This is a genomic window from Kaistella antarctica (assembly GCF_900109615.1).
GTDB classification, from domain to species: domain Bacteria; phylum Bacteroidota; class Bacteroidia; order Flavobacteriales; family Weeksellaceae; genus Kaistella; species Kaistella antarctica.
In genome coordinates this window covers 117,209-130,135 of sequence record NZ_FOIX01000003.1, presented here as the reverse complement: position 1 = coordinate 130,135, position 12,927 = coordinate 117,209, and the positions used below count along the sequence as shown (strand labels likewise).

Sequence of the window (12,927 nt, the reverse complement as noted above, 5' to 3'; positions counted from 1 at the left end):
CTAATGATTTTAATTGTCGATGATTCTCCGGAAAACATTATATCCTTGAAAAAGGTTCTTGAGAAAAATGATTTCGAAGTAGATACCGCTTCGTCTGGAGAAGAGGCTTTGAAAAAAATTCTGAAAAAGTCGTACGTTCTAATTATCCTAGATGTTCAAATGCCCGGCATGGATGGTTTTGAAGTCGCAGAAGCGATTTCTGGCTACAGTAAAGCCAAAGAAACAGCCATCATCTTTCTTTCTGCCGCAACTGCAGATGTAACGTTAATCACGCGTGGTTATTCCTCCGGTGGTTTAGATTATATCAGCAAACCGGTTGATATGAACATTCTTCTTTTAAAAGTGAAAACCTTCTATCGAATTTATGAGCAAAGTCGCGCCCTGAATGAGATGCAAATAACATTGCGACAGGAAATTGAATTCCGAAAAGAAGCAGAGCGCAAGAAAGATGAGTTTATAAGTATTGCCAGTCATGAACTGAAAACTCCGATGACAAGTATCAAAGGATACATTCAGTTATTAGAAAGGAGTTTGGATAAAAACGATAAGGAAACCATACGAACGCGTCTGCATAAGGTACAGAACCAAATTGAAAAATTAAATTTACTCATCGCCGACCTCTTAGATATTTCTAAAATTGAAAGCGGAAAATTAAAGTTCAACAAACAGTATTTTTCTTTTGACGAAACGCTGGACCACATTATTGAAATAATGCAGCAATCTAATCCTCAAGTTAAAATTGTGAAAAACGGTTGCCTCTCGCGTGAGGTTTTTGGTGATGAAATGCGGATCGAACAAGTCATTATTAATTTTATAACCAACGCGATCAAGTATGGTCCCGATGGTGAAGAAATTCATATCAGTTCAGAAGTGCGTGACCAGGAAATTCATTTCTCAGTAAGAGATTTTGGAATTGGCATGTCTGAAGAACATCAGCACAAGGTTTTTGAAAAATTTTATCGGATTGAGGAAACCTCTGAACGTTTTCAGGGACTGGGAATCGGACTCTATATTTGCCAGGAAATCATTGACCGCCATAATGGAAAAATAGGCGTTAAAAGTACAGCTGGCAAAGGATCTGAATTTTATTTTAATTTACCATTATCTCCTGAAAAGGAAGCAATCAAAATATTATCATGAGTTTTAAAAGAAATCTACTATTTGGACTCGGCTTATCACTCGGCCTCTTACTTATAAGTTCCTTCGCGTCATTCTTTAGCATCAAAAATTTAATTGAAAGCTCACAGATGGTGCGAAAAAGCAATACCATTATTAAAGATCTCGACCATCTTTTTTCTTTAGTTAAAGATGCTGAAACTGGCCAACGTGGCTATCTTTTGACGGAAGACATTGCTTTTCTTGATCCTTACACCAAAGCAAAGGAAAAAATTTCGGGAGCCGTAAGTGTTTTATCCTCTGAAATTTCTGGTACACAAGCGCAAAATCAAAATTTTGATTTATTAAAAACGAATGTTGAAGCACGCGTGGAAATATTAGATCGGAATTTAAATGAGAAAAAGCAGAAAAATGCAGTAACAACTGCGCAACTTTTAGCGGGGAAAAAGCATATGGATCAAATCCGTACCTCGATTGAAAGTATGCAAGCTGAAGAAAAAGCTATTCTGCAAACCCGTACGGAATCCTTGAATAAACTTGCTTCTTATACTCCATTACTGATTATCTTTTCAGCCTTGCTGGCGATTACGATAACGCTTGTGTTTTTCCGCAAAGTTTCTCAGGATTATAATGAGAAGAACAACCTTACGGATGAACTTAAAGATAAAAATGAAGAAAGTGAAAATAGACTTGCTGCCATTGGACAAGTAGCCGCTCAGATTTCTGCTGGTGATTATAACATTCTACTGGATCGGAATGCTAAAAAAAACCTTGGCAGTATTGCCGAACCGCTTAATAAAATGGCTCAATCACTTCAAAATTCTTTTAATTCATTAGCGGAAAAAGAATGGCTAAGTTCAGCTATTGCGCAAGTGAATGACCGTACGATTGGCGATAAAAACACGGCGAAATTGGCAACAGATATTTTGGCGAGTATCATCGAACACACCAACGGTAACGTCGCGGCAATTTATCTGCAGAAAGAAGATAATCATTTACATCTCAAAGGTAGTTTTGCCATGGAAGGCAACGGCACGAAAAAAGTGTTAAAAGTTGGTCAAGGTATTGTGGGTGAGGCTTTTCGTTCTGGTAAAAAAATATTGGTTGAAGACATTGCCGATAATGAATCAACCATCAGTTATGCCACGGGAAATACCAAACCGAAAAATATTATTGCGATTCCAATTACCAGATACAATATGCCGTTGGGCGTTATTGAAGTGGGATCAACCACTGAATTTACGCCACTTCATTTAGAATTTCTCCAGGCGACCGCTGGTAATATCGGTTTGGCATTTTACAGTGCACAAAGCAGAATTAAAATGCAGGAATTGTTAGAAGAAACTCAGGCACAGTCGGAAGAACTTCAAACGCAGCATGCAGAATTGGAAAACATCAACGCAGAATTGGAAGCGCAGTCGCAGAAACTACTCGCTTCAGAAGAAGAACTTCGGGTTCAGCAGGAAGAATTAATGCAAAGCAATCAAGAGCTTGAGGAGAGAACGAGTTTATTGGAAGAAAAAAATGTTTTGATTGAAGAACGAAACATCGATATTCAACAAAAATCAATTGAGCTGCAGCAAAGCACCAGATACAAATCTGAGTTTTTAGCGAACATGTCTCACGAACTACGTACTCCTCTTAATTCAATTTTATTGTTATCAAAATTGATGACCGAAAGTGATGATCTAGATGAACAATATGTGGAGTACGGAACGGTAATGCAAAGTTCTGGTCAAGGATTATTAACTTTAATCGACGAAATTTTAGACCTTTCTAAAATCGAATCCGGTAAAATGACCTTAGAAATAAATGAAGTTCCTTTAGAAATAATAACTTCAGATCTGCGAATGTTGTTTAAACCAATGGCCAAAGAAAAAAACCTGGATTTAATTATAACAATTGAGCCTGAAACTTTAGCAACGATAAATACGGATAAACTACGATTAGAACAAATTCTAAAAAATCTTTTGTCCAACGCCATTAAATTTACCTCGGAAGGAAGCATCAAACTACAGATCTCGAATGATGACTTGAAACAGAAAGTTTTATTTACGGTAATCGATACTGGAATTGGGATTGCCGAGGACAAGTTGATGATGGTTTTCGAAGCCTTTCAACAAGCAGATGGTTCTACACAACGCAAATATGGCGGAACGGGATTGGGACTTTCTATCAGTCGCGAACTCGCAAGATTGCTCGGTGGAGAAATCAATTTAAAAAGTACAGAAGGCGTAGGAAGCCAGTTCACCCTAATCGTACCTGTAGATTTTGAAGACGCAGAAATTGAAGAACCTCACCTGGAATTAGAAAAAGTAATTTATCCTGTCGTAGAAGTAGAAAAGCAACCAGAACGATATATTTCTAAATTTATTCCAGAAGCAATTGATGATGACCGAGAAAATATCGAAGAAGGAGACAAGATTATTTTGATCATCGAAGACGATACGGCTTTTGCAAAAATATTATTGAATTTTGCGAGATCTCGAAATTACAAAGTGATTGCTACCGTGCGCGGTGATATCGGTATTGAATTGGCGCAACACTATAAACCGCTGGCGATTTTACTCGATATTCAATTGCCAATTATGGACGGTTGGCAGGTGATGGAAGCCCTGAAATCAAATCCGGTTACCAAACCGATTCCGGTTCATATTATGTCCTCCATGAAATTTAAGCAAGAAAGTTTATTGAGAGGCGCAGTGGATTTCATCAATAAGCCATTTGCTTTGGAACAAATGCAGGAAGTTTTCAAAAAATTAGAAAACGCTTTAGTCCGTTCGCCTAAAAAAGTGTTGATTGTAGAAGAAAATGAACAGCACGCCAAAGCTTTAAGTTACTTCCTAAGCGTTAATAATATCAATACCGATATTGTCAATAATGTGGCAGAAAGTATCGACGCACTTCACAACCAAGAAATCGATTGCGTAATTCTGGATATGGGAATGCCAGATAAAAATGCCTATGAAACCTTAGAAACCATTAAACAAAATAAAGGATTAGAGCATCTGCCTATTATTGTGTTTACTGGGAAAAGTCTTTCTAAAGGAGAGGAAAATCGCATAAAAAAATATGCAGATTCTATTGTAGTAAAAACAGCCTATTCTTACCAACGTATTTTGGATGAAGCCGGTTTATTCCTTCACATCGTAGAAGAAAAAAATAAGAAAAAACAAGATCAAGTAAGAGGTTTCGAAAACTCGGGAGAATTAAGAAATATTCTAAAAGATAAAACCGTATTATTGGCTGATGACGATGTTAGGAATATTTTCTCATTAACAAAAGCGCTCGAATTGCACGGCATGAAAGTACTTCCCGCCATGGATGGAAAAGAAGCCTTAAAAGTTTTAAATTCAGATTCGTCAATTGATATTGTTTTGATGGATATGATGATGCCAGAAATGGATGGTTATGAATCCATCCGTGAAATTCGAACTTTACCTCAATTTAAAAACTTACCAGTGCTAGCCGTTACATCAAAAGCGATGATGGGTGACCGTGAGAAATGTATCGCAGTTGGTGCCTCAGATTATATTTCAAAACCTGTCGACATTGATCAATTGGTTTCTTTATTAAGAGTTTGGTTATACGATAAAATGTAAAATTCACATTATGAATAACGAAAGAGAAATTCTCATCATCGATGATGACAGCAGAAATATTTTCGCGCTAAGTGCCGTTTTAAAGTCGAAAAAATTCCGCTGCGTTTCCGCTATTAGTGCTCATCAAGGTTTAAAAATGCTTTCCGAAAACAAAAACGTGGGTATCGTTTTGATGGATATGATGATGCCCGAAATGGACGGCTATGAAGCGATTGAGAAAATGAAAAACGACACAGACTTGAAAGACATTCCCATCATTGCGATCACCGCCCAGGCAATGACTGGCGACCGTGAAAAATGCATTGAAGCTGGCGCTGACGGCTATATTTCTAAACCAGTTGATGTGGATGAACTCGTTTTGTTACTCAACCAATTAATTGATTAATAGTGCATTCTACAGATCATATTGACGAACATATCGAAACGCTTCTTTCTGATGTTTTGGAAATTTACGGTTACGACTTTACGGGATATTCACGTGCATCGCTGAAACGAAGAATTGTTCGGCTTTATGAATTAGATAATTTTGTGAGCTTCGCAGAATTTCAATATAAGATCCGCTCAGAACCATCCTATTTCAAAAGGTTTTTGGAACAAGTAACCATCAATGTTACTGAGATGTTCAGGGATCCCGAATTCTATAAAACTTTAAAAACGGAGATTCTACCAAGACTTGGAACCTATCCTTTTATCAGAATTTGGATTGCTGGTTGCAGTACGGGTGAAGAGGCCTACTCTGTAGCAATCTTTTTAAAAGAACTCAATCTTTTGCACAAATCGCTTATTTATGCGACAGACATTAACAGCGCAGTTTTAGAAAACGCAGCGCAGCAAATGATTCCTTTAAGTAAAATAAAATTATATACGGAGAATTATATTGCGGCTGGTGGACGAGAGCAGTTTTCTGATTATTATACCGCCAATTATTCTTTGGGTAAACTCAACGATGATTTGAAAACAAAGATTATTTTTTCCACCCACAACTTGGTTTCTGACAATTCATTTAATGAGTTTCAGCTTATTTTATGTCGGAATGTAATCATTTATTTTGACCGAGAATTGCAAACAAAGGTCTTCCAGTTATTCGATAACAGTCTGGAAAAATTTGGCTATCTCGCTTTAGGAACAAAAGAAAGCTTAGATTTTTCTGCTGTTTCGAAAAACTTTGAGCGACTTAACTCCGATAAAATCTGGCGAAAAATTCATTAAATGAAACACTGTGAAGCATTGGTTATAGGTGGATCTGCCGGCAGTTTGGATGTTCTTTTAAAAGTACTTCCGGACATCGACCCTGTTTTACCATTTCCAATTATCGTCGTACTTCACCGTAAATCTGGGCAAGAAAGTTTACTGACGGATCTGTTAAGCAGTAAAACCAAATTGACGGTCAAAGAAGTAGAGGAAAAAGAAAAACTAGTTGGGACGACTTTATATATCGCACCGCCCGATTACCACTTACTCATCGAAAACGACAAAACTTTTTCGTTAGATGCCTCCGAAAAAATTAACTTTTCCCGTCCGTCTATTGATGTCAGTTTTGAGAGCGCTTCCCAAGTATTTAAAGAAAATCTTGTATGTTTGTTACTTTCTGGAGCCAATAGTGATGGCACGAAAGGTTTACAAAAAGTGAACGAAAAGGGTGGCAGTGTGATTATTCAAGATCCCAGCACTGCAATTGTACCGTTTATGCCCGAATATGCAATCGAACACGTCGCCAATGACGCAATACTAAATCCAAAAGAAATGGCCAATTATATAAATCAATTACCACGATGACTGAAACTATAGCATTAAAAAAGTCTAAAAAGATATTTATTTTTGATGACAACTTAGAGATTCTAGAGTTGTGTACAGAAATTTTAGAAGATCTCGGCTGTCAAGTCAACACTTCTGCGACCACCAATTCAATTGAAAAACAAGTGACGGAATTTATGCCTGATCTTATTTTTATGGACAATTGGCTCCCCGATATGAGTGGAATTGAAGCGACCAGATTGTTAAAAGCAAATTACGATTTAAAAAACATTCCAGTTATTTACTTTTCCGCCAATAGCAATATTAGTGAACTGGCAGCGGAAGCCGGTGCCGATGATTTTATTGCCAAACCTTTTGACATCGATCAGTTTGAGAATATTGTTCAGAAATATGTTGGGGGAATATATTAGTCGCAAAAGATATTTTTATTTTTAAATCCACTATTTAATTTCAACTATTTAAAGGAATTGCAGTTTAAATAAAAACGCCCAATCTTAAAGATTGAGCGCTTCTTTTAACCAATTACTTTATCAACTACTATTTCTCTAACAATTCCAATCTTTTTTGAAGTTTTTGAATTATTTCTTCCTGTGCTGTTAACTTAGCATCTAACGCTTTCAGCACAATTACAGTCAATCCAGCCATGTCGGAAAGATTATATCCAATCATCGGTTCACCCAATTTTGACGGACTTTGGTCGATTGTCATTTGAATTGAATTAGGAAGAGTTTGCGATATAAACCCTAAATGAGATTCAGGTCTGCTTTGTTTATTCTCCCAATTGTAACGGTAAGTCGCGGAAGAGATTTTACGTAAATCTTTAAGATAAGTATCGTAATCTGTTTCAGTAAGATATTTAACCTCCTTTTTGGTTCTAATATCACTGGAAACAGTGAAGGCTGAAGCGAACACAGGTCCATAACCGATACCGTTTGAGTCCGACACATTTAATCCACCGGTTGACCTGCCATAAAGTCCTGCTCCGGCAGATCCTAAGGCGGAAGAATTTAACATAATTCCAGGATAAGTTCCAGAACTTGCATTGGTTATGGTAAAATTTGCCTTCATTGTGCCTCGCTCACCAGAAATTTGTAAAAAAGAATCTGGAGTAATCGTCCCGATTCCGACTTGACCATCGTTATCGATGGTCATTTTAGGCACTGCCATAATGGTTAGATGAAGACTTCCTGCTGCATTACCAGCACCCGTTCCGAAATCAACGTCCTCATTTGCACCAGAATAGGAACCAAAATATCCTCTATAATTATTACCTTCATAAATTGCATTAAATGCCTGGCTACTAGGACCGAAAAAACTTGTATAGCTAGGGGTTGCAGGATTTCCAATATTTACAGACCCTGTTGATTCTGAAATTATAGAATTTCCCCCGGTTTTGGGACCGGTAAATTTAATTAGATTATCAGTCGTACCAGAGATTGTGCCTCCACCTGAATTTAAAGCATAAGGAACGCTTAATAATTGACTTGTTCCTGCAATACTATAGCTCGTGCCTCCAGCAGGATCAATTTCTGCTTTAAGAAAGTAAGAATCTGCATTCCAGTCTATAGCTGCGATAGTTCCGCTTATAACGGAGCCATTACCAATTTGCACCGAAACCAACCCATTCGAATTAGTGAGTGCCGTTTGCGTTTCAGCATAAACTACAGTTCCGGTATTGGTTGTTTTCAGAATACTGATTTTCATCCCAACATTCGCATTGGTAATTAAGGCATTAGAAGCGTTTCTGATAACTGCCTGATAAGAAAATTTCTGTGGCGCTTGTGCGTTCAAAATAACGATGCACAGCAAAGCTAGAAGTTGTAAAGACTTTTTCATGATTTTAATTTTTAATGATTTTATAATTTTTAATGATTGTTCCATTATCTAAGATGGACAGAATATAGGCTCCAGCGGAAAATGAAGAAGTATTAATTTCGTTTTTGAGATCTTTCAATTCTCCCCTTTTAATTGATTTACCACTTATATCAAAAAATTGATAACTGCCTTTTTGTAGTTTTTCAGAATTAAAGTCTACAATCAAAAAATCTTTCACCGGATTAGGGTAAACTGTAATTTTTTTATTAGTTGCATTTTCAGTGGTACTTAATACAAAAATCTCATAAGGTTGTTGTATCCCTTCCGTAACTTTCACCGCCGCATTTTCGTAACTTTGATAGGCAACTTGTCCCACAGAATACGACATAGATCCCGCGGCAGATTGTGCAGTATCGCCTGTAGATAAAGTTGTTTGTTGCGCATAACTACAAACAGCACTTGTAAATAGTAGCAATACAAAACTGTGTAGCAATTTACTTTGTAATAATTTTTCCATAATTTTTTGTATTTATAATTAATGGTAAAATTAAAAAGTAACTGTCGGATTTTTAGTAGCGATATAACCCTAATTTTTTGCGGAAAACACCTATTTTTCAATTTGAAATAATGGAGTCTATGATCTTTAAAAATTAACAGGTAGACGAAAAAGTTTTAAAAAGACGCCCATCAGGGAAAATGTGGAGCAGCAAAAATAGTTTGATAGATTTTTTAGGATATAATTCTTAAATTTGTTTCAAAGTAAAAAAGTACATGGAAACTAAGAAAGAATTTTTCCTCGAGTGTTATAAACTCGGCATCATCAAATTTGGTAGGTTTACGCTGAAATCGGGCATTGAAAGTCCTTTTTATGTGGATTTACGTCCACTTGCGTCGGATCCTAAAATACTAAAACTACTCGCCAATTATCTGTTAGACATGCTTCCACTGGATAATTTCGATTTGATATGTGGTGTTCCATATGCAGCTCTTCCGATGGCGACGGCCATGTCGCTGGAAAGTTATCTCCCGTTGATTATCAAACGAAAAGAAGCCAAAGAGTATGGTACTAAAAAAATACTGGAAGGCATCTATACGCCTGGCCAAAACTGCTTGTTAGTCGAAGATGTAGTTACCTCAGGAACTTCTTTACTGGAAACCATTCCGGAAATTGAAAATGAAGGAATTATAGTTTCGGATATTGTAGTGGTATTGGATCGCCAACAAGGTGGGAAAGAACTTTTAGAGAGCAAAGGTTTCCGTGTTCATACCCTTTTCACCATTTCTGACGTCTGTACCATGTTAAAAGACGAAGGTCACCTAACTGATGATGAAGTGGGAAGAATCAACGATTTTCTTGCTGGCAATGTCGTTAAATTCGAAGAAGAAAAACGACTTTCTTACGAACAGAAACTAGAGATTTGTGATCATTCCGTTGCGCAAAAGTTATTGGAAATTGCCATTGAAAAAAAATCGAATCTAATCGTTTCCGCAGATGTTACTTCCACGCAGGAATTATTGACGCTGGCTGAAAAAGTTGGTCCACACATCGTTGCTTTAAAAACTCACATGGATATTATTCTTGATTTTGACTCTGACGCAACCATCTTACCATTAAAAGATTTAGCGACCAAATATAACTTTCTGCTAATGGAAGACCGCAAATTTGCAGACATCGGAAACACACAGGAATTACAATTCTCTTACGGACTTTATAAGATTTCAAACTGGGCAGATCTTGTGACTGCGCAAGTAATCGCTGGCTACGAATCGCTAGACTGTTTCAGAAATGTTGGCGTTGTTGCCATTTTGGGAATGTCGTCTAAAGGGACTTTGACCAATACGAATTACCGCGAAGAAGCAACTAAAATTGCACTCTCGCATCCCAATGTTTTTGGTGGAGTGTCTCAAAATAAAATTCCAAACGAATTGCTTTTGTTTACACCAGGAATTAACGTTGCCGAAGCTGGCGATGGGAAAGGTCAGCAATACAATACGCCAGAACACGCTTTCAACGAATTGGAAACTGATTTCATTATCGTAGGACGTGGAATTTACAAATCATTTGACGCCGAAAAGTCTGCCTTGAGTTACAAAATTGCTGGCTGGAATGCTTATGAAGGAAGTTTGTAGATTACATTCTCTTAAATAAAATATGCTCTCGCAGATTTTGCAGATGGCGCAGATTAATACTGTAAAAACCTGTAAAATCTGCGGGAGTTTTTAAAATCTCTCTAATCACCTTTCTCGTTATTTATTGAATAATGAATTACTTAAATAAAATTAAAATTTGTCTAATTTAATTTTACTGTTTCTGTGTTTATTTCTAGGATTCATTCTCAGAAAAACAAAACTCTTCCCAGAAAATGGACATCTTGCGTTGAATTCTTTTGTGATCAATATTTCACTTTCGGCGCTTTCTCTCTATTACATTCCAAAAATCACCCTAAATCTGCAGGTGATCTTTCCGGTGATGGTTCCCTGGCTTAACATTATTTTAGCGGTATTATTTTTTGGTTTTCTTGGTAAGAAAATGAAATGGTCGAAAACGTTGATTGGTTGTCTAATTTTGTGTGCAGGGTTCGGAAATACCTCTTTTGTCGGCATACCCGTAATTCAATCATTGTACGGCGAAAGTGGTTTACAAACCGTGATGCTCGTGGATCAGCCTGGTTCTTTCGTAGCACTTTCAACCTTGGGAATTACCATCGCTAATTTCTATTCGGGTGAGAAAAATTCATTCTTAGAAATACTTAAAAAGATATTTAAATTCCCACCCTTTATCGCTTTTTTAATTGCGGTCATTCTGAATTTATTAAATGTTAATGTTCCCGTAGTCATTGATGAAGTTTTTGAAAAATTGGGAGCCACAACCGTTCCACTTGCTTTGGTTTCGGTCGGCAGTCAATTGAAATGGCAAAAATTAGATCATGATGCAAAACCTCTGTTCTGGGCGTTATTATTTAAATTGATTTTATTTCCGGCCTCTATTTTCATTCTTTACTTTATAATTTTAAAACAAAGAGGCGAGGTCATCGAAATTTCTTTTTTAGAATCTGCCATGGGTTCCATGGTGACTGCAGCCATCATCGCCGCGGCTCATCGGTTAGAACCTAAACTTTGCAACCTCATCTTGGGCGTTGGGATTCCATTATCGTTTATCACCTTAACCATCTGGTATTTGGTCATGAAATATTCTGGTTTTTTGGGAATTTAAAACACATCGTAAACATTCACAAAATTGCACTTTATTACCATAGCTCAAGATTCATCATTTTGAACTTTCTTATCTTTGGTACTTAATAAAAAGAAAAAGTTATGAAAGTAGATATTTGGAGTGACATTCGTTGTCCGTTTTGTTATGTTGGTAAAAAGAATTTTGAGAAAGCCTTAGCGCAGTTTCCAGATAAAGACAAGGTAGAAGTCACTTGGCATAGTTTTCAACTCGATCCGGAATTAAAAACACAACCAGACATCAGTTCTTTAGACTATTTTAAAGAGGCAAAAGGAATTACTGAAGCAGAAGCCAAAGGCATGTACGAAAACGTTTACAGAGCTGGAAAGGAAGCAGGAATTGAGTTCAACTTTGATCATCAAAAAGTAGCCAATTCTTATCGGGCCCATCTTTTATTACAATTAGCTGCGACAAAAAACTTAGCTAATGAAGCAGAAGAAGCGCTGTTTAAAGCCCAATTAATTGAGGGAAAAAACATTGATGATGAAGCTATTTTAATTGAAATCGGGAAATCGATTTCTTTAGAGGAAAATGAAATCAAAGAAGCGCTAATTTCTGATGATTTCGGGATGGATGTAACGCGAGATATGATGTTGGCTCGACAAATGGGAATTAGCGGCGTACCGTTTTTTGTCATTAATGATAAATATGGCGTTTCTGGCGCGCAACCTCCAGCAGCATTTTCAGAGGTTTTAGAAAGTTCTTGGAAAGAGTTTTCAGCTGGAGATAAAGGCTTGCAGATCATTCACACCGGTGATAGTTGTGATGTTGATGGCAACTGTGATTAATCACTTTTAGATATAATTCAAAAACTTCCGGATCTGCTGATTTCGGAAGTTTTTTTTTAATAACGATGAAAAAGGAGGTCTGAAAATTGCATCAAGAACCCTTAAATCAAAACAATTATGAGTAGAGGATTTGTAAAAGAAGATGATCAGGAAGAGATTCCACTGGTTCCGCCCCGAGCAGACTTACCAGCAGGAACAGAAAACTTTGTGACTCAAAATGGAATGGATTCTTTAATGGGAGAAAAGGATAACTTATTGCGCGACCAAGAAAGTCTAGATTCTTCGCAAGAGAAAGAATACCGAATTTCCTTTAACTATATCAATGCGAAACTTCAATTGTTGAATGAAAGAATCAGCTCCGCGAAAATAATTGATCCTACCAAATTACCTCAAGACGAAATTCACATCGGCGCCACTATTACCTTTAAAAATGTAGAAAATAAGGCAACTCAAACTTTTCAATTGGTTGGTGTGGATGAAGCTAATATTTCCCAAAAGAAAATCTCGTTTATTACGCCTTTAGCAAAAGCTTTGATGCACAAAAAAGTGGGGGAAAAAGCCGAATTAAATTTAGGAGATCGAAAAAATATTTTTGAAATTTTAAAGATTGAATATTAAA

At 36.8% G+C, this 12,927-nt stretch carries 12 protein-coding genes; 10 read left to right on the top strand and 2 right to left on the bottom strand.

Translation table 11 applies throughout. The features are described from left to right. Nucleotides 1-3 precede the first annotated feature (3 nt). From BMX49_RS09135 to BMX49_RS09110, 6 genes are read left to right on the top strand one after another with little or no spacing between them, the layout of a single operon-like run. Nucleotides 4-1,140, top strand: coding sequence for a hybrid sensor histidine kinase/response regulator (locus BMX49_RS09135; protein WP_034720081.1), 1,137 nt, complete (start codon nucleotides 4-6; stop codon nucleotides 1,138-1,140). After that, on the top strand, nucleotides 1,137-4,718 hold the full coding sequence (locus BMX49_RS09130) for a response regulator (RefSeq protein WP_034720079.1): 3,582 nt from the start codon (nucleotides 1,137-1,139) through the stop codon (nucleotides 4,716-4,718). The genes BMX49_RS09135 and BMX49_RS09130 overlap by 4 nt, the downstream gene beginning before the upstream one ends. A 10-nt stretch (nucleotides 4,719-4,728) precedes the next feature. Next, nucleotides 4,729-5,103, top strand: a complete 375-nt coding sequence (locus BMX49_RS09125; RefSeq protein WP_034720076.1) for a response regulator — start codon at nucleotides 4,729-4,731, stop codon at nucleotides 5,101-5,103. Nucleotides 5,104-5,105: 2 nt separating this feature from the next. Beyond that, the gene (locus BMX49_RS09120) at nucleotides 5,106-5,927 is read left to right on the top strand and encodes a CheR family methyltransferase (protein ID WP_034720075.1); all 822 of its coding nucleotides are present in this window, start codon (nucleotides 5,106-5,108) and stop codon (nucleotides 5,925-5,927) included. Then, nucleotides 5,928-6,494, top strand: coding sequence for a chemotaxis protein CheB (locus tag BMX49_RS09115; RefSeq protein ID WP_034720074.1), 567 nt, complete (start codon nucleotides 5,928-5,930; stop codon nucleotides 6,492-6,494). It begins immediately after the preceding gene. After that, entirely contained in the window at nucleotides 6,491-6,883 is a 393-nt protein-coding gene (locus BMX49_RS09110; RefSeq protein WP_034720073.1) for a response regulator, read from the top strand. Before BMX49_RS09115 ends, BMX49_RS09110 begins: the two co-directional genes overlap by 4 nt. A 127-nt stretch (nucleotides 6,884-7,010) precedes the next feature. On the opposite strand, the gene BMX49_RS09105 is transcribed toward BMX49_RS09110, so the two are convergent. Both BMX49_RS09105 and BMX49_RS09100 read right to left on the bottom strand, forming a co-directional pair. Further along, nucleotides 7,011-8,309: a tail fiber domain-containing protein gene (locus BMX49_RS09105; RefSeq protein ID WP_126337122.1), complete on the bottom strand. Its 1,299-nt coding sequence runs from the start codon at nucleotides 8,307-8,309 to the stop codon at nucleotides 7,011-7,013. Nucleotides 8,310-8,313: 4 nt separating this feature from the next. Next, nucleotides 8,314-8,805, bottom strand: a complete 492-nt coding sequence (locus BMX49_RS09100; protein WP_051803799.1) for a T9SS type A sorting domain-containing protein — start codon at nucleotides 8,803-8,805, stop codon at nucleotides 8,314-8,316. Between the two features lie 254 nt (nucleotides 8,806-9,059). Here BMX49_RS09100 and pyrF point away from each other — a divergent pair, with 254 nt between their 5' ends. The 4 genes from pyrF (at nucleotide 9,060) to BMX49_RS09080 (ending at nucleotide 12,926) form a co-directional block, all read left to right on the top strand. Continuing rightward, nucleotides 9,060-10,418: an orotidine-5'-phosphate decarboxylase gene (pyrF, locus tag BMX49_RS09095; protein WP_034720072.1), complete on the top strand. Its 1,359-nt coding sequence runs from the start codon at nucleotides 9,060-9,062 to the stop codon at nucleotides 10,416-10,418. A gap of 157 nt (nucleotides 10,419-10,575) precedes the next feature. Next, nucleotides 10,576-11,502, top strand: a complete 927-nt coding sequence (locus BMX49_RS09090; RefSeq protein ID WP_034720070.1) for an AEC family transporter — start codon at nucleotides 10,576-10,578, stop codon at nucleotides 11,500-11,502. 101 nt (nucleotides 11,503-11,603) lie between these two features. After that, a complete protein-coding gene (locus BMX49_RS09085) occupies nucleotides 11,604-12,308 on the top strand; it encodes a DsbA family oxidoreductase (RefSeq protein WP_034720068.1) in 705 nt (234 codons plus the stop codon). A gap of 117 nt (nucleotides 12,309-12,425) precedes the next feature. After that, nucleotides 12,426-12,926: a GreA/GreB family elongation factor gene (locus BMX49_RS09080; RefSeq protein WP_034720066.1), complete on the top strand. Its 501-nt coding sequence runs from the start codon at nucleotides 12,426-12,428 to the stop codon at nucleotides 12,924-12,926. Nucleotide 12,927 lies beyond the last annotated feature (1 nt).